Raw genomic sequence first — 23,915 nt, 5'->3', positions numbered from 1 at the left:
TGCCTGCACGAAGTCTGCCGGCGCGAGAGCCGCCGGGAATTATCTGCGCCAGGTCACGCCGATCAGAAAGCCGAGACCGAGCGCAAGGCCAACCGTCGCCAGCGGCCGCTGCGTGATGACATCCTCCAGCGTCTCCTCGATCGAGGAGGCGGCGTCCTGCGCGGCTTCCATCATGGCGCTGCCGCGCTCCGACATGTCGTCGACCGCCGCTTCGGCATTGGCGCGCGCCTGCTTGTAGCCGCGCCGGGCCTGCTTGCCGGCGGTGCCGGCAAAACTGTTCAACGCGTCGGTGATCTGATCGGTCAGGGCTGCGATATCGTTTTTCACGGCGGTTACGTCCTTTTCCAGGCGTTCATAGGTCGCTTTGTCCGTCAGATTCTTGAGGGCGTCAGACATCGAAAGCTCCCGGTTATCGAACTCAGTTGTGGAACCAACGCATCATGGAACAGGAAGTTCCAGACGCTAGCCCTCCGGCAGTTGCGGAGCATCATCCGGCATCAGGTGCTCCTTCACGATCAGCGCAACGATCAGAAGCGGGGAGGAGAGGAACGCGCCCATCGGCCCCCACAACCAGGTCCAGAACGCCAGCGCCAGGAACACCGCGAGCGCATTCAGCGCCAGCCGGCGGCCAACGATCATCGGCGTCAGAAAATGGCCTTCCATGAAGGTCATGACGGTAAACATCGCCGGCGCCAGCAGGGCCCCGCCCAAGGTCGGGAACGAGACAATGCCGACCACGACCAGCACCGCGAACATCGCCACCGGCCCGATGATCGGAATGAAGTTCAGGATGGCCGCGAGGGCGCCGAGACCTGCGGGGTTGGGCATGCCCGTGATGGCGCAGATCAAGCCGGTAATGATGCCGACGCCGACATTGATCATGGTGACGATCAGAAGATAGTTGCCGAGGTGCCCCTCGATCTCGTTGAGGATCCGCAGCGTCCGCAGGCGCCACTCGCGCTCGCCGAAATTCATGATCAGGGCGCGCCGCAGGTCGCGCCAGCTCGCGATGAACATGATGAGCGTGGCGATGAACAGCAGGAATTCGGCAAAGGTCGGTGACAGGAATTCAAGGGCCGGCTGCACCCAGTCGATCTTCGGCAGGTGCAGCGAGCCCAGATTGTCGGGGCCGCCGATCGTGCTCTGCAGTTGCTGCCAGAGCGCGAGCGGCCGGTCGAAGACGTGCAGCTTTTCCTTCAGCATCGAGCCAAGCTCCGGCAGCTTGCTGCTCCATTCGACCGCGGGCGAGCCGATCAGGCCGACCATGAAAGTGGCGCCGGCGGTGGCGGTGATCACGATCAGCACCGCGGCGAGGGCGCGCGGAATCCGGAAGCGCTCGAGAAAACTTGCGGCCGGCGACAGCATGGTGCCGACGATGAAGGCCATGGTGATCGGCAGGAAGAACGCCTTGGCGAGATAGAGCCCGGTGATGATGCAGATGATCAGCAGGCCGACGAGGCAGATCGCCACGACTTCCTGACGGCGGATGACCGGCGGCAATTCGAACTTGCTGTCGGTGACCGGCGTGCCGCCCGGGGCAGGCTTGGAAGGCGGAGATTTGGCGGCCGCAGGCGTGAGGGATGAAGACTTCGCAGCGGACGAAGGCTTGGCGGACGAAGGCTTGGTGGGAGTGACGCTCACGATGGTTTTCCCTCGCCCGAAGCGGTGATGACACGGCGAAAGCGGCGCCGCGAGACGGACTGCGGCCATAACGTCGAGGGGCGATGCGGGTTCCATCGCGCAAGCGTGAGCGAGACAGGCCTTGACGTGAAGCGCCATGCCATGGGTCGGACGGAACCGCAGCCGTCGAATGGCGTTTGTTGGGCAGAGCATCGCAGGATGCACATCCCACGGGGCAGTCCCATGACACAGTTCTACGTTCGCCGACCTTCGTCGCGCGTCGCGAGCGCGCTCGCCGTCATCAGCGTTGCATTGCTGACGCCATTGACGCTGTCGCGTCCTGCGAATGCGCAGGCGCTTGGCTATGCTTCCACCCAGCCGGCCGCCTATCCCGCCGATGAGGTGATCGGCTCCGACGAAAGCGCGACCCCTGAGCGGCTGCGCCGCGCAGTCGTCGCCTTCGGCACCAGCGAGGCGCCGGGCACCATCGTCATCGATACCGGCAACACCACGCTCTATTACGTGCTCGGCCAGGGCCGGGCCATCAGGTATGGCGTCGGCGTCGGTCGCGAGGGCTTTACCTGGTCGGGCGTGCAGACGGTCAGCCGCAAGGCGGAATGGCCGGACTGGCATCCGCCGGCGGAAATGATCGCGCGCCAGCCCTATCTGCCGCGCTTCATGGCCGGCGGTCCCGGCAATCCGCTGGGCGCGCGGGCGATGTATCTCGGTACCAGCCAATACCGCATCCACGGCACCAACGATGCCTCGACGATCGGAAAATTCGTCTCATCGGGATGCATCCGTCTGACCAATGAGGACGTTACCGACCTGTTCAACCGTGTCGAGGTCGGCGCCAAGGTGGTGGTGCTGCCGAAGCGCGCGCCGGTGATGGCGCGTGGCGGAGATGGCAGGACGGTTCGTCCGCTCGGCGCGCCTCCGCGCGCGGTGGAGGGAGCGCCCTCCGGCCGCCAGGCGATGAACCTTATTGCGCCGCAAGTGAACTGATGAAGCGCCGTGTTGCGTAACGGGAGAAGCTCGATGCGAATGGGAAGACTGGCGGCATGGGGGACGGCCGCGATGGTATGCGCGTCCGTGCTGGCGCCTGTTGCGCAGGCACAGGACTTTTTCTCGCAGATGTTCGGTGGCTTCAACCAGCCGCAACCGCAGCAGCGATACATCCGGATGCCGTTCGCCGGCGACGACGACCAGGTCCCTGCGCCGCGCAGCGAGAGGCGCGCGCGCTATTCCGGCGGAGGCGGTGGCCAGGCCTATTGCGTGCGGACCTGCGACGGACGCTACTTCCCGGTGACCGCGTCGGACAATGCGAGCCGGGCCGCGTCCTGCAACAAGCTCTGCCCGGCGAGCGAGACCAAGGTTTACTCCGGCAGCACGATCGACGACGCGACCGCCGACAACGGAAAATCCTATTCGGATCTGCCGAACGCGTTCCGCTACCGCAACGAACTGGTCAGCGGCTGCACCTGCAACGGCAAGGACCAGATCGGGCTTGCCCCGGTCAAGATCGAGGATGACCCGACGTTGCGCAAGGGCGACATCGTCGCCGGCGAGAACGGCCTGCAGGTCGCCGGCCGCAGCGCCGACAAACGCGGCGCCGAGCTGAATTTCTCCCCGGTGTCCGAAAAGATCCGCGCCAAATACGCCCGCGCGCCGGTCGTGGCGCGGGAGTGAGAGCCGTCTAAGCTGCGCGGATCTTGCCGAGGAACGCGGTGACCTGATTGCCAAGCTGCTGGCTCTGCGTCTCCGGCGAAACCTTGCCGGCGCTGAGCCCGGTCGAAACGATCAGCGAGGCTTCACCCGCGGTGTTGCGCAACAGCCAGGCGATCTGCTTGATCGCCAGCAACTGGTCGATCGTCGCGTCCTGGTGGTTGACGGCGGCGGCAAGCGCGCCGGAAAGCTTTTCGAGCACCTCCAGCATCCCGTTCGCCGCGTCCGTGTAATCCTTGACGAGCGTCGGGCGGCGCGAGGCCTTCGGCTGGGCCACGGCCTCCCAGAATTCCCTCTGCAGGGTGCCCATCGTCTTGTAGAGCTTGTCGAATTCCGGCACGAGCGTCTGCCCTTGCGCGAATTGCACGCCGCCGAGCAGGCCGAGCGCCTTGCCCATCGCCGGCATCTCGGTGTCGCGGATGTTGCGCAGGTATTTCTCGATGTCGGCGTCCATCGGCGCATCGGAATTCAGCAGCCGCGTGGTCGTCGAGCGGTCGGTGCGCAGATTGTGCATCGCCTTGAAGATGTTCGCGGAGGCATCGCCGATGACCGCAATGCGGCTTGCCGCCTGCAAGCGGCCCCAGGAATCCCAGGCATTGAGCGAGAATCCGACCACAACGCTGAACGACGTGGCCAGGATGACGATTTTCAATAGCGCGGATACGGTCAGACGATTCAACATGAGCTTCCCCAGAGGCTTCGCGGCCATTTGGCGGGAAAAGCGTAAATACTTATCCAAGCGGGAACCGCGTAATACTACGGGATTGATTTGAAATGATTGGCTTTTTCGCCAAAGGGCTTGAAGTTCCGCATGCGGGAACCCCCTGCCGGCGTTCACGTTAACAAATCGCTACCAGCGCATTTCCAGCCAAATGCCCAAAGGGGGAACCGCATGCTCGTCAGCATACTCATCACGTTTTTGGTCGTTATCCTCGTCCTCTATCTGGTCAACCTGCTGCCGCTCGACGGCCGCGCCAAGCAGATCGCGCGCGTCGTGGTGATCATCCTCGGCGTGATCTCGCTGCTCCGATACATCTCGATCTAGCCGGCGCAACGAAAAGCCCCGGTTTTTCGGCCGGGGCTTTCGCTTGCTTGATTATTTCAGGGTTCCGAACCAGTCGTCCACGTCCTTGCGGATCTGGTCCTTGGCGAAGCCGTAGCGTTCCTGCAGCTTGCCCTCAAGCTGCTCGCGGCGGCCCTCGATGACGTTGAGATCGTCATCGGTGAGCTTGCCCCACTTTTCCTTCGCCGAGCCCTTGAACTGCTTCCAGTTACCTTCAACCCTGTTCCAGTCCATCGCCATCTCCTTCAATGTTGGGATGACAATCAACGGACAACAAGCTCAGGTGTTCCTCGATTAGCGATGCGGCATCGTGACCGTGATGATGTGATCAGCCCGCCGCCTTGGCTTCGCGGCGGCGCGCGGTGAGGATGAATTCGGTGTAGCCGTTCGGCTGCTCGCGGCCCTTGAAGATGAGGTCGCAGGCGGCCCGGAACGCAACGCCGTCGAACGAAGGCGCCATCGGCTTGTAGAGCGGATCGCCGGCGTTCTGCTTGTCGACCACGACGGCCATGCGCTTCAGCGATTCCATCACCTGGTCCCTGCTGACGACGCCATGCGCCAGCCAGTTCGCCAGATGCTGGCTGGAGATGCGCAAGGTGGCGCGGTCTTCCATCAGGCCGACGTCGTGGATATCAGGCACCTTGGAACAGCCGACGCCCTGGTCGATCCAGCGCACGACATAGCCAAGAATGCCCTGGCAGTTGTTGTCGATCTCCTGCTTGACGTCATCGGGCGCCCAGTTCGATTGCGACACCGGGATGGTGAGGATGTCGGAGAGTTTTGCGCGCTGGCCGCCCCTGGTGAGTTCCTGCTGGCGCGCGATCACGTTGACCTGGTGATAATGCAGCGCGTGCAGCGTCGCGGCGGTCGGCGAGGGCACCCATGCGGTGGTCGCGCCGGCCTGCGGATGGCCGAGCTTCTGGGTCAGCATGTCCGCCATCTTGTCCGGCGCCGCCCACATGCCCTTGCCGATCTGGGCATGGCCGGGCAGGCCGTCGATCAGGCCCATGTCGACGTTCCAGTCTTCATAGGCCTTGATCCAGGGCTGCGCCTTCATGTCGTTTTTGCGGATCATCGGGCCGGCTTCCATCGAAGTGTGGATCTCGTCGCCGGTGCGGTCGAGGAAGCCGGTGTTGATGAAGCAGATGCGCTTCGACGCATTCTGGATGCAGGCCTTGAGGTTGACCGTGGTGCGGCGCTCCTCGTCCATGATGCCGACCTTCATGGTGTTCTCGGGCAGGCCGAGCAGCTTTTCCACGTCGCTGAACAGTTCGCAGGTCAGCGCCACCTCGTCAGGGCCGTGCATCTTCGGCTTGACGATGTAGATCGAGCCGGTGCGGCTGTTTTTGGTTTTCGAAGAACCCTTGAGGTCGTGGATCGCGAGCAGGCCGGCGACGGCGGCATCGAGCAGGCCTTCCGGAATCTCCTCGCCCCTCTCGTCGAGCACGGCGTCGGTGAACATGTGGTGGCCGACATTGCGCATCAACAGCAGGCTGCGGCCGTGCAGCGTGAGATCCTTGCCGTCAGGCGTCTTGTAGACGCGGTCAGGGTTGAGCGAACGCTTCAGCGTCTTGCCGCCCTTTTCGAAATCGGCCGACAGCGTGCCGTCCATCAGGCCGAGCGTGTTGCGATAGACCAGCACCTTGTCCTCGGCATCGACGGCGGCGACCGAATCTTCCATGTCGAGAATGGTGGAGACCGCCGATTCCAGGATCATGTCGGCGACGCCGGCGGGATCGTCCTTGCCGATCACGTTGCTGTGGTCGATCTTCACCTCGATATGCATGCCGTTGTTGACCAGCAGGATCGCGGAAGGCTGCGCGGCATCGCCCTGGTAGCCGGCGAACTGCGCAGCCGTCTTCAGCGCGGTAGCGTTGCCGCTCTTCAGCTTCACCGCGAGCTGGCCGGCGATCACGCTGTACGACGTCACGTCGGTGTGGCTGCCGGTCGCGAGCGGTACGGCCGCGTCGAGGAAGGCTTTTGCCTTGGCGATCACCTTGTCGCCGCGCGCCTTGTTGAAGCCCCGGCCAGCCTCGCTCGGATCGTGCGGGATCGCGTCGGTGCCGTAGAACGCATCATAGAGCGAGCCCCAGCGCGCATTCGCCGCGTTCAGCGCGTAGCGGGCGTTGGTCAGGGGAACGACGAGCTGCGGCCCGCAGATCTTGCCGATTTCCTCGTCGACATTTGATGTCTCGACCTTGTGGGTCGCCGGCTCCGGCAGGAGATAGCCGATCTCCTTGAGGAAGGCGGTATAGGCGTTGACGTCGAATGCCTTGCCCTTGTTGGCGCGATGCCAGTCGTCGATCTTGTTCTGCAGCGCGTCGCGGAAGGCGAGCAGCTCGCGATTCTTCGGCCCCAGCTTTTTGATGATGGCCGCCACGCCTGCCCAGAACGCGTCAGGCGCGATCCCGCTCTTGGGGGCCGCCTCCTTGGCGATGAAATCGAACAGGACAGGGGCGATCTTCAGTCCGTGGGCATCGACACGCTTCATGATGGGCTTTCTCAAGAGAAATGGCGGTTACAGGCTGCCTTCTGGCCAAAAGCAGCAAAAAACGCGCCAAAAAGGGCGACGTTGGCCGCCCTTTTAGCCCTAAAGCCGGGTCGATGAGAAGGCCCCAAAAGGGCTAGATCTAGATATTGGCCGCCAGAAAGTAGGATGGGTTGAACTCTTTGCGAAACCCGTCGCTCCTAAGGCCCACAATCAGAGGGCCAGTTGTGGGATCAGGTTGCCGCCGGTTTGCGAAGCTGACGGGCTTCTTCAGGGGCTCAACCCACCCTGCCGACCGTGCTTGTTGCGGGCGCGAGATGGCTTGTAGGATGGGTTGAGCCCTTTGCGAAACCCATCCTTCCGCGCGCCGCATGACCAGCTATCGTCGTAACTTCATCACCGGAGGTAGCTTCTTCTTCACCGTCAATCTGGCGGAACGAAGGCTGCAACTGCTAACGGAGCATATCGAAGAATTACGCAACGCGTTTCGAAAGGTGCGACACCGGCATCCATTCACGATCGATGCGATGATCGTTTTGCCGGATCACCTCCACGCCGTCTGGACGCTACCGGAAGGTGATGCGGATTTCGCCACGCGCTGGCAGCTTATCAAGTCGACGTTTTCGCACAGTCTTCCTTCCGGCGAACGAATATCCGAAAGCCGTGCCGCCAGAGGCGAACGCGGCATTTGGCAACGGCGCTACTGGGAACATACGATCCGCGATGAGGACGATTTTGCGCGTCACGTCGATTACATCCACATCAACCCGGTTAAACATGGGCTCGTAACACGCGTGCGGGACTGGCCGTTTTCGTCGTTCCATCGCATGGTGAAGCTTGGGATCTATCCGGAGGATTGGGCGGGCGATGCGGCCGTGCACAATGGCAAGTTTGGCGAGCGAGACTGATCCATGGAGCAATGCGACTGGCTCGCAAGCGGTTGAGCCATCCGTTGCGCTTGCGGGCCGCTTCGACTAGTCGCGCAACGCTCACAACTTCAAGGCGGCGTGTTAGCAAAAGGGAGGAATGTCAGATGCCAGAATTCTACGATCATGGCACCTGCCGCTACCAGTTGGCTGCTCAACCTTATCTGGCTGCAATTGCTCGCGGGGTGAGGGATGAGGCTACGTCGCGCATGTTCCTATTGGACGGGACGAAATATGCCCAGGCTTATGCAGATGCTGAGCCGCTGTGGCAGGAGCAATGGAAAAAGCGAGATCCGACCGACTCCATGACCTGCCCGTTCTGGTCGAATTATTGGTATGAGCCTTGCCAATCCTGCGATTGCCGCATCGACAAGTCGGTCTCCATGGAAATTGACGCGATATTCTTTTTGCGGAACTCGGCGGGGAGGAAAATCGCATTGCACATCGAAATGAAGCGCAACCGTGAGCCTTTGTCGATTGGGCAAGCAGAGGCCTATCAACCGCGGGCCGCATGCTTCCGGGACCAGCGTCGTGCACGAAAGACGCTTCTAACGCATGACGACTTCGTCACGGTCCTCTTCTGTGGCATTGGAACGGATATTCGGCTGGTTGAGCGGCATTTCGATCGCGTGATCTTGCATGAGCACGCGCAGAATGTATTCCCGGAATATCCGCAGATTAGTAAAAATTACCTTCCGTGATGGAGTTGAACTCTTCGTAAAACCCATCACTCAACGCGAGGGCGCACCCAGTCGGAAGGTTGCTGCTGTAACTCCGCAAACGATGCCAGTCGTGGTCTGCGAAGATGATGGGTTTCGCGAAGGGCTCAACCCATCCTACTGACAGCCGTTAGATATTCGCCGCCAGATCGACCAGTTCGTCGAACAGAATGCCGGTTTCCGCCAGCATCCGCTCGATCTGGTCGGTCGCATCGGAGACCGATTTGCCCGAGGTGTCGATGCTCAGTTCGGCCTGGACCGGCGGCTGGTAGTCATTGCCGATCCCGGTGAACGCCACCAGCGTGCCGGCGCGCGCCTTGGCGTAGTGGCCCTTGGGATCTCGGCTCTCGCAGACCTCGGCGGGCGTTGCGACATAGATCTCGCGGAACGAGGCGTCGGCGATGCGGCGTGCGGCGGCGCGATCTTCCGCCGACGGCGATACCGCGGCGACCACCGCGATGTGCCCGTTTCGCGCCAGATGGGTTGCAACTTCAGCCAGCCGGCGGATGTTCTCCGTGCGGTCCTTTGCCGAAAAACCGAGATCACCATTGAGACCCGCGCGCAGCGTGTCGCCATCGAGCAGGATCGGCGAACCGCCGCGCGAGAACAGGCGGCGCTCCAGCGCCCGCGCGAGCGTGGATTTTCCGGCGCCCGGCAGGCCGGTCAGCCAGACCACCGCGCCGTTGTGGCGATAGCGCGCCGAGCGTTCCTCGGGGCGCAGCGCGGATTCGACCGGCACGATGTCGACCGGGACGGCGCGCTGTCCGGCATCGACCGACAGCACGAGACCGCCGCCGGCGATACGGCCGTTGACTTCGATCACCAGCCGCCCGGTGCGCGGATTGTCCTGATAGGGGTCGGCCGCGATTGGCTGCGCCAGCGAGATGTCGATTTCGCCGACATGGTTGCGCGCGATCGCCTTGGTCTCCTCGTTGGAGAGTTCGCCGGGGTCGACCGCCTTCTCGATCGCGACCACGCTGGCGCGGGTTTCCCGCGTGCCGAGTCGGATCAGGATCTGATCGCCCTTCGACAGCGGCTTGTCGTGCAGCCAGAAAATGCGGGCGCGAATTCGCCGCGTGTCGCGCGGGGTGGCGCCGGCATGCGCGATAACGTCGCCGCGCTCAATGAACAATTCGCGGTCGAGCGTGATGCCGACCGAGCGGCCGGCGCCGTGACCGCCCTTGAGCGGCGTCACCGGCCAGCTCTCGACGGTCCTGATCTTCGCGATCTTGCCGGCCGGCATGATCACGATTTCATCGCCGGCTGCGAGATGACCGGATTCGATGCGGCCCGCGACGATGCGGCGGTCGTCGAACTTGTAGATCGCCTGCACCGGCAGGCGCAGCGCAAGCTGCTCCAGCGGGCGCGCCGGCTCGAGCGCGTCGAGCGCTTCGACGACGGACGGTCCCCGATACCAGCCGATGCGGGCGGTGTGTTCGGCAACGCCGTCGCCATCGCGCGCAGAGATCGGAATCACGGCTGACGGCGTTACGCCGAGGCCGGTCAGATGCGCCGAGATCTCGTCGCTGATTTCCTTGAAGCGGTCGGCGCTGAAATCGACGCGGTCCATCTTGTTGACGACGATCGCGACCTGCTTGATGCCGAGCAGATGCAGCAGATAGCCGTGCCGCCGGGTCTGGTCGCGCACGCCTTCCAGCGCGTCGATGATCAGCACCGCGCCGTCGGCCTGCGAGGCGCCGGTGATCATGTTGCGCAGGAATTCGGCATGGCCGGGCGCGTCGATCAGCACGACGTCGCGCGAGCGGGTGCGGAAGCGGATCTGCGTGGTGTCGATGGTGATGCCCTGGTCGCGCTCGGTCTGCAGCGCATCGAGCAGGAACGACCATTCGAACGGCATGCCGCGCCGTGCGCTGACCGCCTTCAGCATTTCAAGCTTGCCCTCGGGCAGGCTGCCGGTCTCATGCAGCAGGCGGCCGACCAGGGTGGATTTGCCGTGGTCGACATGGCCGACGATGACGATGCGGACCTGGGGGCGCGTCGTGCCATTTGGCATCGACGTGGTGCCGTTCGGCGTGGCCGAAACGCTGGCGGGAAGGATCATGTTCATGGCGACGCTCACAGCAAATGTCCGTCAGAGGTAACCGGCGACACGCAGCCGCTCGAAAGCGTCTTCGGTCTCGTGGTCCAGCGCGCGGCCGGCGCGCTCGGGCACCTTGGTGCCGTCGAGTTCGGTCAGGATTTCGTCGATGTTGGAAGCGGTCGAGGCCACCGGGAAGGTGATGTCGGCGTCGCCGAGCGAGCGGTAGCGCTTGCCGTTGTTCGACAGGTAGAGCGGGATGATCGGAATGTTCTCGCGCCTGGTGTACGCCCAGATGTCGGCCTCGGTCCAATGCAGGATCGGGTGGATGCGCAAATGCGCGCCCGGCGGCACCGAGGCGTTGAACTGGTCCCAGAATTCCGGGGGCTGATCGCGCACGTCCCAGCCGCCTTCGAGGCCGCGCGGCGAGAACACGCGCTCCTTGGCACGGGTGGCTTCCTCATCGCGGCGGATGCCGGCGATCAGGCCGTCAAAGCCGTATTTGTTGAGCGCGAGCTTGAGCCCTTCGGTCTTGCGCGCCGCCGACCGTGCGGCCGGCGGCAGAGTGGGATCGACGGCGTCGATGGGCGGGCAGGGCTCGACCTTGAGATCGAGATCCCATTCCTTTCCGAAACGATCGCGGAACGCGTACATCTCCGGAAATTTCTTGCCGGTGTCGACGTGCAGTACCGGGAAGGGCACGCGGCCGAAGAAGGCCTTGCGCGCCAGCCAGATCATCACGTTGGAATCCTTGCCCAGCGACCACAGCAGCGCGAGCTTCTTCAGCCGCGCGAACGCCTCCCGCAGGATGTAGATGCTCTGCGCCTCGAGTTCATCGAGGTGGTCCATCGAGGGCGGCGGCAGGGCCCGGCCGGGAAAAATTTTCGGCACGAAAGATGCTTCGGGCAGGGCTATGGGGTGCAACCCCTGTCCGCTGGAATCATGGTCGAGAAGATGCATCTCTGCGCCTTGGACTTGAGAGTGGAAAAATTCTAAAGTTGCGCTGCAATAGAGAAGAAATAATTTTCTCTTTGTAGCTCTTGATCGAGACATAAATAGAAAATAATTTCAGTCAACCCCCCGGTCGGGGAAAGCGAGTGTCGGATGCGCTATCTGCCTGTCTTCCTGGATTTGCAAAGCGGCAAGGTGCTGCTCGTTGGAGCGGGTGAGCTCGCGCGCGCCAAACTGCGGCTGCTGGCGGCGGCCGGCGCCCGGGTCCGCTGGTATGCGACCGACGGCAACCATGATCTCACGGGCCTCGCCGCTGACGACGTGGCGCGGATCGAGGCCGTCACCGGCGATCCGCTCTCGGCCGATCTCTGCGGCATCATTGCCATTCTCTGCGCCGGCGCCGGCGACATCGGCGTTGCGATGTCGGCGCGCGCGAGGGCGGTCGGACTGCCCGTCAATGTGATGGACGACCTCGCGCATTCCACCTTCATCTTTCCGGCGATCGTCGATCGCGGTGACGTCGTCGTTGCCGTCGGCACCGGCGGCACCTCGCCGGTGGTGGCGCGCCGCATCCGCGAGCGCATCGAGGCGGCGCTGCCGGCGCGCATCGGCGATCTCGCCACCTTCATCGGCAGCTTTCGCAAGGCAATGAATGCGCGCATTCCCGAATTCGCGCTGCGCCGCCGTTTCTGGGAGCGCGTGATCGACGGGCCGATCGGCGCGCTGGTTCTTGCCGGTCGCAACAGCGAGGCGGAGAAGGCGCTGAACGAAATCGCCGATCCCTCAGCCTTCGCGGGCGCGGACAACGACGGCAAGGCCGAGGGCCGGGTGACGCTGGTCGGCGCAGGACCAGGCGATCCGGATCTGCTCACCGTCAAGGCGCTGCGCGCCCTGCAGGACGCCGACGTCGTCTACTACGATGAACTGGTCTCTCAGGAAATTCTCGATCGGGTGCGCCGCGATGCCTCGCGCGTTCCGGTCGGCCGCCGTGTCGGCAAGCCCGGCATCGGACAGGATGCGATCAACGAGCTCCTGGTCGATGCTGCCAAATCAGGACAGCGCGTGGTGCGCCTGAAGGGCGGCGACCCCTTCATCTTCGGCCGCGGCGGGGAAGAGATCGAAGTGCTGCGCGCCGCGGGCGTCGCCTGTTCGGTGGTGCCGGGCATTACCGCAGGGTTAGGGGCTGCCGCGCAGTTCGAGGCGCCGCTGACCTATCGGCACGAATCGCTCCGCATCACCTTCCTGACCGCGCACAAGGCCAAGGACGCCGAAACCGTCGACTGGTCGGTGCTGACGGACAAGAAGATGACCATTGTGGTCTACATGGGCATGACGGCCGCGCCGTCGATTCGCGCGGGCCTGCTGGCCGCCGGCCGCCTGCCGCAAACGCCCGTCGGCGTGTTCGCGCGGGTGACGCGGCCGGATGCGAAGGCCGTGGTCGGGACGCTGGAAAACCTTCCCGCGCTGGTCGAGAAAATCGATGGCGGCCCCGCCATCCTCATCATCGGCGACGTCGTCGCGCATTCCGCGCCGTGGCGTCGGTCAAACCTCAATCAAGTCCTCTCCAAACTGCTGGATGCTGCCGAATGACCTCTCCGCTCGAACAGAAGAAAATCAGAATCGCAGGGCCGTCGATGGTGACCGCCAACCGCACCTGGGATGGCGCCGTGGTCTACCGGACCGGGCAAAGGGGCTGGTCGACCGCGCTGTCGGAGGCCGCGATCGTCAGCACCTCGGATGACGCGCGTGCGTTGCTCGCCGAAAGCGCCGCCGACGACGTCGGCGCGGTCGGTGCCTATATCGCGCCGGTCGAACTGAAGGGCGGGGCGGTCAAGCCCGGCAATCTGCGCGAACACATCCGCTCGAAGGGCGTCACCATCGACCTTCTTCCGGCCTGAAGGCTAGTCCATCATGTACGCATATGACGAACTCGACCGCACGCTCATCAACGAACGCGTCTCGGAATTCCGCGATCAGGTGAAGCGCCGCCTTGCCGGCGAGCTCACCGAGGACGAATTCAAGATGTTGCGCCTGCAGAACGGCGTGTACCTGCAGCTGCACGCCTACATGTTCCGCGTCGCTATCCCCTATGGCACGCTGTCGTCGAAGCAGTTGCGCCGGCTCGCGCATATCGCGCGGCGCTATGACCGCGGCTACGGCCATTTCACCACGCGGCAGAACATCCAGTTCAACTGGATCAAGCTGGCCGAATTGCCCGATGCACTGGCCGATCTCGCCGATGTCGGCATCCATGCGATGCAGACCTCCGGCAACAACATGCGCAACGTCACCTCGGACCAGTGGGCCGGCGTTGCGCCGGGCGAGGTCGAGGATCCCCGCATCTGGTCGGAAATCCTGCGCCAGCACACCACGCTGCATCCGGAATTCTCGTTCCTGCCGCGCAAGTTCAAGATCGCGATCACCGCGTCCGAGCACGATCGCGCCGCGATCAAGATCCACGACATCGGCCTGCGTCTGCACAAGAATGCCGACGGCGAGACCGGCTTCGAGGTGCTGGTCGGCGGCGGCCTCGGGCGTACCCCGTTCATCGCCAAGATCATCAAGCCGTTCGTGGCCGGTCGCGACATCCTGAGCTATGTCGAGGCGATCCTGCGCGTCTACAACCAGTACGGCCGCCGCGACAACATCTACAAGGCCCGCATCAAGATCCTGGTCCACGAGCTTGGCATCGAGAAGTTTTCGCGCGAGGTCGAGGAGGAATGGAAGCAGATGGGGCACAGTTCCCTGACGCTCGATCATTCCGCCATCGAGGAGGTGCGCTCGCGCTTCTCCTATCCGGCTTACGAAAAGCTGCCGCACATGCCGGACGAGCTGAAGCAGGCGGCGGCCGATCCGCTGTTCGAGCGCTGGCGCAAGAACTCGGTCGCGCCGCACAAGGTGCAGGGCTATTCGATCGTGACGCTGTCGCTGAAGCCGGTAGGCGGCCCGCCCGGCGACGCCACCGCCGACCAGATGGATGCGGTCGCCGATCTCGCCGACCGCTATTCCTTCGGCGAGATTCGCGTCGGCCACGAACAGAACCTGGCGCTGCCGCATGTCGCCAAGCGCGACCTGCCGCAGCTCTGGAAGGCGCTCGACCGGCTCGGGCTCGCCACGCCGAACGTCAACCTGGTGACCGACATCATCGCCTGCCCGGGGCTGGACTACTGCTCGCTGGCCAATGCGCGCTCGATTCCGATCGCGCAGGAACTGACCCGGCGTTTCGCCAATCACGACACGGCCGACATGATCGGCCGGCTGCACATCAACATCTCCGGCTGCATCAATGCCTGCGGCCATCACCATGTCGGCCATATCGGCATCCTCGGCGTCGAGAAGAACGGCGAGGAATACTATCAGATCACCATCGGCGGCCGCGCCGACGAGAACGCGCAGATGGGCGCCCTGATCGGCCCGGCCGTTCCCTATGCCGAAGTGGCCGACGTGATCGAAGACATCGTCGAAGCCTATCTCGCGCTGCGCGACCGTCCCGAGGAATTGTTCGTCGACACGGTGAAGCGTCTGGGCGTCGAGCCTTTCAAGGAGCGTGTCTATGCCACTCGTTAAGAACGCTGGAATAACCACCGATCTGTTCGTTCACGTCGCCGACGGCGCCGAACTGCCCGGCGACGGCGCGGTTCTGATCACGGCGGCGCGCTTCCTCGAGGATCCGGAAGCGATTCTCGATCGCGCGGGCAAGACCGGCGTGATCTGGCCGAACAGTCGCGCCGTCGACGATCTCGTGCCCTATCTCGATCGGCTCGCCGCCGTCGCGCTGGTGTTCCCGACCTTCCGCGACGGTCGGGCCTACAGCCAGGCCCGCCTGCTGCGCGAGCGCCACGGCTATGACGGCGAGCTGCGCGCCACCGGCCAGGTGCTGCGCGACCAGTTCGTGTTCATGACACGCGCCGGTTTCGACGCCTTCGAGGTCAAGAAGGACGCCGACGCCGAAGCCTTTGCCGAGACCATGAAGCGCTACTCCGTGTTCTACCAGCCGACCGGCGATGGACGCGTCACCGCGCTCAACCGGCGGATGCAGCTGCGTCATTCGGAGAGTGCCGGCCAGTGACCACGACTTTACAGCGTGCGCTCGCCACCGAGCCCGCGCTCCGTCATTCGGCGCAGACGCTTGCCGATACGCTGCGTCACGCCTCGCCGGCGCACATCATCGAGACTGCGCTGAAGACCGTCGGCCGCGAACGGCTTGCGCTGGTGTCGTCGTTCGGCACGGAATCGGCGGCGCTGCTCAAGGTGATGGCCGACGTCGATCCCGCGATCCCTGTGATCTTCCTCGACACCGGCTGGCTGTTCGAGGAGACGCTCGCCTATCGCGACACGCTGACATCAGTGCTCGGCCTTCGCGATGTCCGCTCGGTCAAGCCGCTGCAAGAGGCGCTGTCGCATCAGGATCCCGATAACGAACTATGGTTTTCCGATCCCGACGCCTGCTGCCGCATCCGCAAGGTGGAGCCGTTGGCGCGGGCGCTCAAGCCGTTCTCGGGCTGGGTCAATGGACGCAAACGCTTTCAGGGCGGCGCGCGCGCCGAGATTCCTGTCGTCGAGGAAGATGGCGAGAAACTGAAGTTCAATCCGTTCGCCCACGTGGCGCGCGAAGAGATCGAGGCGATCTACAAGCTCGCCAAATTGCCTGCGCATCCGCTGGTCGCCTCGGGTTACCTGTCCGTCGGATGCATGCCGTGTTCGAGCCGCACCTCGCCCGACGAGGATGCGCGCGCCGGCCGTTGGCGCGACAGGGCAAAGACCGAATGTGGCATCCACACCACGAAAACCTCGTAGGGTGCCGTCCGGATAGGACAATGAAGCTGCGGAACCGAAAACAAGAAAACGCGGTTTCATTGACTAAGCGACCTTTCGTCGCGACTTATGCGCTTCAGCTTTGATGATATGGTTCATCGAGCCGAATGGAGATCGATGATGATCCGTCGCATTCTGCCGCTGGTTGCCGGATTGCTCTGGGCGGGTTCGGCCTTTGCCGCCGACTACAGCCTGCTCAACGTGTCCTATGATCCGACGCGCGAGCTCTATGCCGATTTCAACAAGGCGTTCGCTGCGGCCTATCAGAAGGAAACCGGCAAGAGCGTCGAGATCAAGCAGTCGCATGGCGGCTCCGGCTCGCAGGCGCGTTCCGTGATCGACGGCCTGCAGGCGGATGTCGTCACGCTGGCGCTCGCCTATGACATCGACGCCATCGCCGCCAAGGGCCTCCTGGCTACGGATTGGCAGAAGAAGCTGTCGCTCAATGCCGCGCCCTACACCTCGACGATCGTGTTCCTGGTGCGCAAGGGCAACCCGAAGGCCATCAAGGATTGGGATGACCTGATCAAATCCGGCGTGCAGGTGATCACACCGAACCCGAAGACGTCGGGCGGCGCGCGCTGGAATTACCTCGCGGCGTGGGGTTTTGCCGAAAAGAAATATGGTTCGGCCGACAAGGCCAGGAAGTTCGTTGCCGACCTCTTCAAGAACGTGCCGGTGCTGGATACCGGCGCCCGCGGCTCGACGGTGACCTTTGTCGAGCGCGGTGTCGGCGACGTGCTGCTGGCGTGGGAGAACGAGGCGTTCCTGGCGCAGCGCGAATTCGGCAAGGACAAGTTCGAGATCGTGGCGCCGCCGCTGTCGATCCTCGCCGAGCCGCCGGTCGCCATCGTCGACAAGGTTGCCGACAAGAAGGGCACCCGCGCGGTCGCCGAGGCCTATCTGAAATATTGGTATACCAGGGAAGGTCAGGAAATCGCCGCACGCAATTCCTATCGTCCGCGCGATTCGGAGATCGCGAAAGAGTACGAAAAATCCTTCGCCAAGGTCGAACTTTTCACCATCGACGACGTTTTCGGTGGTTGGACCAAGGCGCAGAAAGATCACTTCGGCGAAGGCGGCATTTTCGACCAGATTTACAAGAATTGATCTGGCGAGCAGGCGGCCGGAGCAGAAGCAGGGGGATATGTGAGCACAGCGGTCGCGCGGCGAAGCAGCCTGCCCGGGTTTGGCCTTACCATGGGACTGACCCTGACCTGGCTTTCCGTCATCATCCTCATTCCGCTCGCCGGCCTGTTTCTCAAGACGCTCGAGCTTTCGCCCGGACAATTCTGGGAAATCCTCACCAGCCGCCGCACCTTGAATGCGCTGAAGATTTCGTTCGGCCTTTCCTTTGCGGCGGCCTGCGTCAACCTGGTGATGGGCACGATCATCGTGTGGGCGCTGGTGCGCTACCGCTTTCCGGGCCGGCGGCTGTTCGATGCCATCGTCGACATCCCCTTTGCGCTGCCGACCGCGGTGGCCGGCGTGGCGCTGACGCAATTGTTCGCGCAGAAGGGCTGGCTTGGCGCGCCCCTGGCCGAACTCGGCATCAAGGTGGCGTTCACGCCGATCGGCATTTTCCTGGCGATGGTGTTCATCGGTATTCCCTTCGTGGTGCGCACGGTGCAGCCCGTCCTGATCGATCTCGATCCCGAGATCGAGGAGGCCGCGGCCAGCCTCGGCGCCAATCGCTGGCATACGGTGTTTCGGGTCATCGTGCCGAGCCTGACCCCGGCGCTGCTGACCGGCTTTGCGCTGGCGTTCGCCCGCGCCGTCGGCGAATACGGTTCGGTGATCTTCATCGCCGGAAACCTGCCGAACGTCTCGGAGATCGCACCGCTCCTGATCGTGATCCGCCTGTCCGAATTCCGCTATGCCGACGCAACCGCGATCGCCGTCGTCATGCTGCTCGCTGCCTTCGTGATCATCTTCGCCGTCAATCGCCTGCAGCGCTGGGCGCAAACCCGCATTCCCGCGCATTGAGGGCTGATCGATGTCGACGGAAACGAGCTTTTTGACTTCGGCGTCCCCGATGCGGGCCTACACCTCAACCGCGGACCTCGCCATTCCTCCACCGGCCATACACGAGGTAAGCGACCGTGCGCGCCGGATCGCTGCCTCAAGGGATCTGCTAAACGAGCCCAGGCCGATCCGGTTCATCATCGTTGCGCTGGCGATTTCCTTTCTCACGATCTTCGTCGTGCTGCCGCTGGTGGTGGTATTCGCCTCGGCCTTCTCCAAGGGCATCAGCGCCTATCTTGCCGCGCTGTCCGAGCCGGAGGCGCTCTCCGCGATCAGGCTCACGCTGCTGGTGGCGGCGATCTCCGTCAGCCTCAATCTGGTGTTCGGCGTGATCGCGGCCTGGGCGATCACGAAGTTCGATTTCCCCGGCAAGACCTTCCTGATCACGCTGATCGACCTGCCGTTCTCGGTCAGTCCGGTCATCTCCGGCCTGGTCTTCGTGCTGCTGTTTGGCGCGCAGGGCTATTGGGGCAGCTGGCTGCAGGCCCGCGACATCCACATCCTGTTCGCGGTGCCGGGCATCGCACTGGCGACCATCTTCGTCACGTTTCCGTTCGTTGCCCGCTCGCTGATCCCCCTGATGCAGGAGCAGGGGACGCAGGAAGAGGAAGCCGCGATCTCGCTGGGCGCGTCAGGCCTGCAGACCTTCTTCCGCGTCACTCTGCCCAATATCAAATGGGGCCTGCTCTATGGCGTATTGCTGTGTAACGCGCGCGCCATGGGCGAGTTCGGTGCGGTGTCGGTGGTATCTGGCCATATCCGCGGCGAGACCAACACCATGCCGCTATTGGTCGAGATCCTCTATAATGAATATCAATTCGTGGCCTCGTTTGCGATCGCCTCGCTGCTGGCGATGCTGGCCCTGATTACGCTGGTCGTGAAGACCGTTCTCGAACAGCGCCTGGACGAGGGACAACCCCCAAAGGACGATCCGCGTGACCATTGAAGTCAAAAACATCGTCAAGAAGTTCGGTACGTTTGCCGCGCTCGACGATGTCGATCTGAAAGTCGGCAAGGGCGAATTGCTGGCGCTGCTCGGCCCCTCCGGTTCGGGGAAGACGACGCTGCTGCGCATCATCGCGGGCCTCGACTGGCCGGATGCCGGCGAAGTCACGATCGACGGCGAGGACGCGCTCGGGCACGGCGCGAGCGAGCGCCATGTCGGATTCGTGTTCCAGCACTACGCGCTGTTCCGCCACATGACGGTGTTCGAGAACGTCGCCTTCGGCCTGCGCGTGCAGCCGCGTGCCGTCCGCAAGGACGAGGCGACGATCCGTGCCCGCGTCAAGGAATTGCTCGATCTGGTGCAACTCGACTGGCTCGCCAATCGCTATCCGAGCCAACTCTCCGGCGGCCAGCGGCAGCGCATCGCGCTGGCGCGCGCGCTCGCGATCGAGCCGCGCATCCTCTTGCTCGACGAGCCGTTCGGCGCGCTGGACGCCAAGGTGCGCAAGGAGTTGCGGCAATGGCTGCGCTCGCTGCATTCCGAGATCCACGTCACCTCGATCTTCGTCACCCATGACCAGGAAGAGGCGCTTGAGGTCGCCAACCGCGTGGTGGTGATGGACAAGGGGCGCATCGAGCAGATCGGCACGCCCGGCGATGTCTACGACAACCCCGCGACCGCCTTCGTCCACGGCTTCATCGGCGAATCCATCGTGCTGCCGGTGGAGGTTGCCGGCGGCTCGGTGCATCTCGGCGGCCGGCCGCTGAACATTGCCGCGGAAGGCGCCGCCGCCGGTGCGTCAAAACTGTTCGTGCGTCGCCACGACATGCAGATCGGGCCGGCCGGAACCGGCTCGCTGGAGGGCGCGGTACGCCACGTCCGCTCGTTCGGTCCGATCCAGCGGGCGGAGGTCGCCTTGACGGATGGTGGGGGCGATACCGTGATCGAGATCGACGCCCCCCGGGACCGGGAACTCCAGGCCGGCGAGATCATCGGCCTGCAGCCCCGCCGCTACCGGATTTTTGCCGCCCAGGATTGATGGCGTCGGCAGAATTCCACCCCCGTTCACCTTTCAGCCACGGTTGGTATGCAACAACGGCCGTCCAGCCTTGAGGGATTCGGGGGATATATTGGTGAAACGGGCGGCCATCGCCATTATCGGGCTTCTGCTGCTTGCCGGCTGTGCAGGCGACGTCAAGCTTCCGGAGCAGCCGTCGATGTATGTCGACATGTCGAAGCCCGGCGCTGCGCTTGATACGGCCGCGGCCGCGATCATGATCTCGCAATACCGCCAGAACAACGGCCTCGGCACGGTGGTGGTCGATCCGGAACTGACCCGGCTCGCCGAGCAGCAATCCCAGGCGATGGCCGCCCGCAACAAGATGGACCACGACGTGAAGGGCCCGCTGGAGAAGCGGCTGAAAGCCTCCGGATATCCGGCCACGCTGGCGGTCGAGAACGTCTCGGCCGGATACCATACGCTGGCGGAGGCCTTTTCGGGCTGGCGCGACTCGCCGCCGCACAAGGCCAACATGCTCAAGAACGGTGTCACAAAATTGGGCATCGCGGCGGCTTATGCTCCGAACACCAAATACAAGGTGTTCTGGACGCTTATTCTTGCATCAACCTGAAGCCGTTACGCCGCCGGGCTCCCGCTCATCACAAAGCGATAAATTCGGCGTGATCCTTGCTTCGATCTCCCTGATTGACGCCGTCGCGAACTGTCGCCACGGTGCGTCCTTCATCGCCCAATAGCCGAGGGCCACAATGGAGTTTCCCCAATCCGCGCCAGCCACCACGCCCGCGATGGCGCAGAAAGTGCTGGTGCTGCAGGGCGGCGGCGCGCTTGGCTCCTACCAGGCTGGTGCCTTTCACGCGCTGTGCCGCTCCGGCTTCGAGCCGGAATGGATTGCGGGCATTTCGATCGGCGCGATCAACGCGGCGATCATTGCCGGCAACGAAAACTCGACGCGCGTCGATCGCCTCAAGGAATTCTGGGAGATGGTATCCTCGCCGGTCTCCTGGAATCCGGTGACGCCGGGTGATCGCGCGCGCTCGCTGTTCAACGAGACCAGCGCCGCGCTGATCGCGACCTTTGGCGTGCCCGGCTTCTTCACGCCGCGCGTTCCGCCGGCTCCGTTGTGGCCGCCCGGCAGCCGGCAGTCGCAGAGCTATTACGACACCGCGCCCCTGAAGAAGACGCTGGAGCGGCTGGTCGACTTCGACCGCATCAACGATCTGAAGACGCGGCTCAGCGTCGGCGCGGTCGGCGTGGTCTCGGGCAATCTGCAGTATTTCGACAATGTCGAGTTCAGGAAGCTGGGCAAGAAGATCGAGCCGGAGCACATCATGGCCTCGGGCGCGCTGCCGCCGGGCTTTCCTTCCGTCGAGATCGAGGGCGAGCATTATTGGGACGGCGGCATTGCCTCCAACACGCCGCTCGATTTCGTGCTGGCTGAGGAAACCAACCGCGATCTCCTGATCTTCCAGGTCGACCTGTTCAGCGCGACCGGCGATCTGCCGACATCGCTGCTGGAAGCCGCCGAGCGCGAAAAGGACATCCGCTATTCCAGCCGCACCCGGATGGCGACCGACAAGAACAGGCAACTGCACAATACACGCAAGGCGCTGCGCGAACTGCTCGGAAAATTGCCCGACGAACTCAGGACCGATCCTTCGGTGGAAGTGCTCTGCAACGCGGCCAAGGAAAACACCGTCACCGTGGTGCACCTGATCTACAAGAGCAAGAACTACGAAACCTCGTCCAAGGACTACGACTTCTCACACGTCGCCATGGTCGAGCACTGGGACGCGGGCGTCCGCGACGTTCATCAGTCGATGCGCCACAAGGAGGTGCTCGAGCGTCCGCAGTCCGGCGAGACCATGATGGCCTATGATATGTCGGGGGATGTTCCCAGGACCCCCGGCGCCAAGCAGGAGTGAATGGAATGGGTATTTTGAAAGGCAAAACCGCCGTCGTGACCGGCTCCACCAGCGGCATCGGATTGGCTTATGCGCGCGCGTTCGCCGGCGCCGGCGCCAATATCGTGCTCAACGGCATGGGGGTTCCTGCCGACATCGAGCGCGAGCGCTCCGGCATCGAGACCGACTTCAAGGTTCGCGCCGTGCATTCGCCCGCCGACATGACCAAGCCCGCCGAGATCGCCGAAATGATCGCGCTCGGCGAGAAGACCTTCGGTGGGGTCGACATCCTCGTCAACAATGCCGGCATCCAGTTCGTGTCGCCGATCGAGGAGTTCCCGCCGGAGAAGTGGGAAGCCATCATCGCCATCAACCTGTCGTCGGCATTCTATGGCATTCGCGCCGCGGTGCCCGGCATGAAGAAGCGTGGCTGGGGCCGCATCATCAACACGGCGTCGGCCCATTCGCTGGTCGCGTCGCCGTTCAAGTCGGCCTATGTCTCGGCCAAGCACGGCATCGCCGGGCTCACCAAGACGGTGGCGCTGGAGCTTGCGACCTTCAAGATCACCTGCAACTGCATCAGCCCCGGCTATGTCTGGACGCCGCTGGTCGAGAAGCAGATTCCGGAGACCATGAAGGCGCGCAACCTGACCAAGGAGCAGGTCATCAACGACGTGCTGCTCGACGCGCAGCCGACCAAGGAATTCGTGACCTCGGAACAGGTCGCGGCGCTCGCGCTGTTCCTGTGCGGCGACGATGCCGCCCAGATCACCGGCGCCAATCTGTCGATCGACGGCGGTTGGACTGCGGAATAGGACATTGCGGGGCAACGCGCGACCGGAATTCTAGTGCGTGATGCTGCGGGCTGCGGCCGCGAGACTTTCGGTCGAGATGTGCAACTCGTTGACGGCAAGCTTGCTGGCCACCACGATCAACACGGTGGCCAGCAGCAGCCGCAGCACCGTTTCCGGCACGCGAACCGCGCAGTAGCTGCCGATGATGATGCCGGGCAGCGAGCCGATCAGCAGCACGGCCATCAGCGCCCAGTCGACCGAACCCATTGCCCAATGGCCGATACCGGCGACCAGCGTCAGCGGCACCGCATGCGCGATATCGGAGCCGACGATGCGCGCCATCGGCAGCCGCGGATAGAGCAGCAGCAGCGCGGTGACGCCAACCGCGCCGGCGCCGACCGACGAAATCGAAACCAGTACGCCGAGCGCCGCGCCGACAATCACGGTCGCGCGGTCGGTGGTCGACGCGCCGAGCCGCTCCATGCGCCGGCGGTACCTGTCCATGATCGCCTTGCGGAAGATCAGGGATGTCGCGGTGAGGATCAGCGCAAAGCACAGCACCAGATTGACCAGGCTGCGCGCGGCTTCGCCGTTGAGGTCGAGTTGCCACAGCACCAACAGCGTGGCGAGGCTCGCGGGGATGCTGCCGCAGGCGAGGCGGATGACCGCCGGCCAGTGGATGCTCCGCGACAAGCCGTGCACCAGGCTGCCGCCGGTCTTGGTCGCCGCGGCATAGAGCAGGTCGGTTCCAACAACGGTCGACGGGTGGACGCCGAACAGCAGGATCAGGAGCGGCGTCATCAGCGAGCCGCCGCCGACGCCGGTCATCCCGACCAGGAGGCCGACGCCAAATCCCGACGCAACATAGAGAGGATCAAACATT

The 23,915-nt window shown here is 63.7% G+C and carries 25 protein-coding genes; 17 read left to right on the top strand and 8 right to left on the bottom strand.

Annotated features, from left to right (window positions below):
• Positions 1-39: 39 nt before the first annotated feature.
• Together V7E26_RS05205 and V7E26_RS05200 are read right to left on the bottom strand one after the other, a co-directional pair.
• Positions 40-396 (bottom strand): DUF883 family protein, encoded by a 357-nt coding sequence (locus V7E26_RS05205; RefSeq protein ID WP_324414174.1) that lies wholly within the window; start codon positions 394-396, stop codon positions 40-42.
• A gap of 66 nt (positions 397-462) precedes the next feature.
• Positions 463-1,500: an AI-2E family transporter gene (locus V7E26_RS05200; RefSeq protein ID WP_324414336.1), complete on the bottom strand. Its 1,038-nt coding sequence runs from the start codon at positions 1,498-1,500 to the stop codon at positions 463-465.
• A gap of 363 nt (positions 1,501-1,863) precedes the next feature.
• Between V7E26_RS05200 and V7E26_RS05195 the strand changes: the two genes are divergently transcribed.
• The gene (locus V7E26_RS05195; protein WP_324414172.1) at positions 1,864-2,625 is read left to right on the top strand and encodes a L,D-transpeptidase; all 762 of its coding nucleotides are present in this window, start codon (positions 1,864-1,866) and stop codon (positions 2,623-2,625) included.
• A gap of 33 nt (positions 2,626-2,658) precedes the next feature.
• Positions 2,659-3,309, top strand: a complete 651-nt coding sequence (locus tag V7E26_RS05190) for a DUF2865 domain-containing protein (RefSeq protein ID WP_324414170.1) — start codon at positions 2,659-2,661, stop codon at positions 3,307-3,309.
• 7 nt (positions 3,310-3,316) lie between these two features.
• On the opposite strand, the gene V7E26_RS05185 is transcribed toward V7E26_RS05190, so the two are convergent.
• The gene (locus tag V7E26_RS05185; RefSeq protein WP_324414168.1) at positions 3,317-4,027 is read right to left on the bottom strand and encodes a hypothetical protein; all 711 of its coding nucleotides are present in this window, start codon (positions 4,025-4,027) and stop codon (positions 3,317-3,319) included.
• A gap of 210 nt (positions 4,028-4,237) precedes the next feature.
• On the opposite strand from V7E26_RS05185, the gene V7E26_RS05180 reads away from it, so the two are divergent.
• Positions 4,238-4,390, top strand: a complete 153-nt coding sequence (locus tag V7E26_RS05180; RefSeq protein ID WP_324414167.1) for a Thivi_2564 family membrane protein — start codon at positions 4,238-4,240, stop codon at positions 4,388-4,390.
• A 51-nt stretch (positions 4,391-4,441) separates the two neighbouring features.
• On the opposite strand, the gene V7E26_RS05175 is transcribed toward V7E26_RS05180, so the two are convergent.
• A complete protein-coding gene (locus tag V7E26_RS05175) occupies positions 4,442-4,642 on the bottom strand; it encodes a CsbD family protein (RefSeq protein ID WP_324414165.1) in 201 nt (66 codons plus the stop codon).
• A gap of 94 nt (positions 4,643-4,736) precedes the next feature.
• Positions 4,737-6,899: a malate synthase G gene (locus V7E26_RS05170; protein WP_324414163.1), complete on the bottom strand. Its 2,163-nt coding sequence runs from the start codon at positions 6,897-6,899 to the stop codon at positions 4,737-4,739.
• 368 nt (positions 6,900-7,267) lie between these two features.
• On the opposite strand from V7E26_RS05170, the gene V7E26_RS05165 reads away from it, so the two are divergent.
• Both V7E26_RS05165 and V7E26_RS05160 read left to right on the top strand, forming a co-directional pair.
• The gene (locus V7E26_RS05165) at positions 7,268-7,804 is read left to right on the top strand and encodes an REP-associated tyrosine transposase (protein ID WP_324414161.1); all 537 of its coding nucleotides are present in this window, start codon (positions 7,268-7,270) and stop codon (positions 7,802-7,804) included.
• Positions 7,805-7,929: 125 nt separating this feature from the next.
• Positions 7,930-8,523 carry a hypothetical protein gene (locus V7E26_RS05160; protein ID WP_324414159.1) on the top strand — a complete coding sequence of 198 codons (594 nt, stop codon included), beginning with the start codon at positions 7,930-7,932 and terminating at the stop codon, positions 8,521-8,523.
• A 148-nt stretch (positions 8,524-8,671) separates the two neighbouring features.
• Here the strand turns inward: V7E26_RS05160 and cysC are convergent, their stop codons facing one another.
• Together cysC and cysD are read right to left on the bottom strand one after the other, a co-directional pair.
• A complete protein-coding gene (cysC, locus tag V7E26_RS05155; protein ID WP_324414157.1) occupies positions 8,672-10,609 on the bottom strand; it encodes an adenylyl-sulfate kinase in 1,938 nt (645 codons plus the stop codon).
• A 24-nt stretch (positions 10,610-10,633) separates the two neighbouring features.
• Positions 10,634-11,539 (bottom strand): sulfate adenylyltransferase subunit CysD, encoded by a 906-nt coding sequence (gene cysD, locus V7E26_RS05150; RefSeq protein ID WP_324414155.1) that lies wholly within the window; start codon positions 11,537-11,539, stop codon positions 10,634-10,636.
• A 144-nt stretch (positions 11,540-11,683) separates the two neighbouring features.
• Between cysD and cysG the strand changes: the two genes are divergently transcribed.
• The 12 genes from cysG to V7E26_RS05090 all read left to right on the top strand — a co-directional run bounded on the left by cysG (position 11,684) and on the right by V7E26_RS05090 (position 23,053).
• The gene (gene cysG, locus V7E26_RS05145; RefSeq protein WP_324414153.1) at positions 11,684-13,120 is read left to right on the top strand and encodes a siroheme synthase CysG; all 1,437 of its coding nucleotides are present in this window, start codon (positions 11,684-11,686) and stop codon (positions 13,118-13,120) included.
• Entirely contained in the window at positions 13,117-13,428 is a 312-nt protein-coding gene (locus V7E26_RS05140) for a DUF2849 domain-containing protein (RefSeq protein ID WP_324414151.1), read from the top strand. Before cysG ends, V7E26_RS05140 begins: the two co-directional genes overlap by 4 nt.
• A 13-nt stretch (positions 13,429-13,441) precedes the next feature.
• Positions 13,442-15,097, top strand: coding sequence for a nitrite/sulfite reductase (locus tag V7E26_RS05135; protein ID WP_324414150.1), 1,656 nt, complete (start codon positions 13,442-13,444; stop codon positions 15,095-15,097).
• Entirely contained in the window at positions 15,084-15,599 is a 516-nt protein-coding gene (locus V7E26_RS05130; protein ID WP_324414148.1) for a DUF934 domain-containing protein, read from the top strand. The genes V7E26_RS05135 and V7E26_RS05130 overlap by 14 nt, the downstream gene beginning before the upstream one ends.
• On the top strand, positions 15,596-16,327 hold the full coding sequence (locus V7E26_RS05125) for a phosphoadenylyl-sulfate reductase (RefSeq protein WP_324414146.1): 732 nt from the start codon (positions 15,596-15,598) through the stop codon (positions 16,325-16,327). The genes V7E26_RS05130 and V7E26_RS05125 overlap by 4 nt, the downstream gene beginning before the upstream one ends.
• 138 nt (positions 16,328-16,465) lie before the next feature.
• The gene (locus tag V7E26_RS05120; protein WP_324414145.1) at positions 16,466-17,455 is read left to right on the top strand and encodes a sulfate ABC transporter substrate-binding protein; all 990 of its coding nucleotides are present in this window, start codon (positions 16,466-16,468) and stop codon (positions 17,453-17,455) included.
• 69 nt (positions 17,456-17,524) lie between these two features.
• Positions 17,525-18,331 carry a sulfate ABC transporter permease subunit CysT gene (gene cysT / locus V7E26_RS05115; RefSeq protein ID WP_324414334.1) on the top strand — a complete coding sequence of 269 codons (807 nt, stop codon included), beginning with the start codon at positions 17,525-17,527 and terminating at the stop codon, positions 18,329-18,331.
• Positions 18,332-18,380: 49 nt separating this feature from the next.
• Positions 18,381-19,316, top strand: a complete 936-nt coding sequence (gene cysW, locus V7E26_RS05110) for a sulfate ABC transporter permease subunit CysW (protein ID WP_324414333.1) — start codon at positions 18,381-18,383, stop codon at positions 19,314-19,316.
• Complete coding sequence (locus V7E26_RS05105; RefSeq protein ID WP_324414143.1) at positions 19,306-20,355, top strand: sulfate/molybdate ABC transporter ATP-binding protein; 1,050 nt, start codon at positions 19,306-19,308, stop codon at positions 20,353-20,355. Before cysW ends, V7E26_RS05105 begins: the two co-directional genes overlap by 11 nt.
• A 94-nt stretch (positions 20,356-20,449) precedes the next feature.
• Positions 20,450-20,947 (top strand): CAP domain-containing protein, encoded by a 498-nt coding sequence (locus tag V7E26_RS05100; protein ID WP_324414141.1) that lies wholly within the window; start codon positions 20,450-20,452, stop codon positions 20,945-20,947.
• Positions 20,948-21,083: 136 nt separating this feature from the next.
• Positions 21,084-22,259: a DUF3734 domain-containing protein gene (locus V7E26_RS05095; RefSeq protein ID WP_324414139.1), complete on the top strand. Its 1,176-nt coding sequence runs from the start codon at positions 21,084-21,086 to the stop codon at positions 22,257-22,259.
• A gap of 5 nt (positions 22,260-22,264) precedes the next feature.
• Positions 22,265-23,053 (top strand): 3-hydroxybutyrate dehydrogenase, encoded by a 789-nt coding sequence (locus V7E26_RS05090; RefSeq protein ID WP_324414137.1) that lies wholly within the window; start codon positions 22,265-22,267, stop codon positions 23,051-23,053.
• Between the two features lie 30 nt (positions 23,054-23,083).
• Here V7E26_RS05090 and V7E26_RS05085 read toward each other — a convergent pair whose 3' ends face one another.
• On the bottom strand, positions 23,084-23,914 hold the full coding sequence (locus V7E26_RS05085; RefSeq protein ID WP_324414135.1) for a sulfite exporter TauE/SafE family protein: 831 nt from the start codon (positions 23,912-23,914) through the stop codon (positions 23,084-23,086).
• Position 23,915 lies beyond the last annotated feature (1 nt).

This window comes from Bradyrhizobium sp., assembly GCF_036735945.1.
Lineage (GTDB): Bacteria > Pseudomonadota > Alphaproteobacteria > Rhizobiales > Xanthobacteraceae > Bradyrhizobium.
The sequence above is the reverse complement of the archived record's forward strand: the minus strand, read 5'-3'. Positions and strand labels throughout refer to the sequence as shown.

Bases quoted from the DNA above. Each gene is read 5' to 3' on its own strand.
- V7E26_RS05090 (WP_324414137.1), top strand. From the start codon at position 22,265: ATGGGTATTTTGAAAGGCAAAACCGCCGTCGTGACCGGCTCCACCAGC.
- cysD (WP_324414155.1), bottom strand. From the start codon at position 11,539: ATGCATCTTCTCGACCATGATTCCAGCGGACAGGGGTTGCACCCCATA.
- V7E26_RS05135 (WP_324414150.1), top strand. From the start codon at position 13,442: ATGTACGCATATGACGAACTCGACCGCACGCTCATCAACGAACGCGTC.
- V7E26_RS05180 (WP_324414167.1), top strand. From the start codon at position 4,238: ATGCTCGTCAGCATACTCATCACGTTTTTGGTCGTTATCCTCGTCCTC.
- V7E26_RS05165 (WP_324414161.1), top strand. From the start codon at position 7,268: ATGACCAGCTATCGTCGTAACTTCATCACCGGAGGTAGCTTCTTCTTC.
- V7E26_RS05185 (WP_324414168.1), bottom strand. From the start codon at position 4,027: ATGTTGAATCGTCTGACCGTATCCGCGCTATTGAAAATCGTCATCCTG.
- V7E26_RS05190 (WP_324414170.1), top strand. From the start codon at position 2,659: ATGCGAATGGGAAGACTGGCGGCATGGGGGACGGCCGCGATGGTATGC.
- cysG (WP_324414153.1), top strand. From the start codon at position 11,684: ATGCGCTATCTGCCTGTCTTCCTGGATTTGCAAAGCGGCAAGGTGCTG.
- V7E26_RS05205 (WP_324414174.1), bottom strand. From the start codon at position 396: ATGTCTGACGCCCTCAAGAATCTGACGGACAAAGCGACCTATGAACGC.
- V7E26_RS05140 (WP_324414151.1), top strand. From the start codon at position 13,117: ATGACCTCTCCGCTCGAACAGAAGAAAATCAGAATCGCAGGGCCGTCG.
- V7E26_RS05095 (WP_324414139.1), top strand. From the start codon at position 21,084: ATGGAGTTTCCCCAATCCGCGCCAGCCACCACGCCCGCGATGGCGCAG.
- V7E26_RS05120 (WP_324414145.1), top strand. From the start codon at position 16,466: ATGATCCGTCGCATTCTGCCGCTGGTTGCCGGATTGCTCTGGGCGGGT.
- V7E26_RS05085 (WP_324414135.1), bottom strand. From the start codon at position 23,914: ATGTTTGATCCTCTCTATGTTGCGTCGGGATTTGGCGTCGGCCTCCTG.
- cysC (WP_324414157.1), bottom strand. From the start codon at position 10,609: ATGAACATGATCCTTCCCGCCAGCGTTTCGGCCACGCCGAACGGCACC.
- V7E26_RS05130 (WP_324414148.1), top strand. From the start codon at position 15,084: ATGCCACTCGTTAAGAACGCTGGAATAACCACCGATCTGTTCGTTCAC.
- V7E26_RS05160 (WP_324414159.1), top strand. From the start codon at position 7,930: ATGCCAGAATTCTACGATCATGGCACCTGCCGCTACCAGTTGGCTGCT.
- cysW (WP_324414333.1), top strand. From the start codon at position 18,381: ATGCGGGCCTACACCTCAACCGCGGACCTCGCCATTCCTCCACCGGCC.
- V7E26_RS05170 (WP_324414163.1), bottom strand. From the start codon at position 6,899: ATGAAGCGTGTCGATGCCCACGGACTGAAGATCGCCCCTGTCCTGTTC.
- V7E26_RS05195 (WP_324414172.1), top strand. From the start codon at position 1,864: ATGACACAGTTCTACGTTCGCCGACCTTCGTCGCGCGTCGCGAGCGCG.
- V7E26_RS05175 (WP_324414165.1), bottom strand. From the start codon at position 4,642: ATGGACTGGAACAGGGTTGAAGGTAACTGGAAGCAGTTCAAGGGCTCG.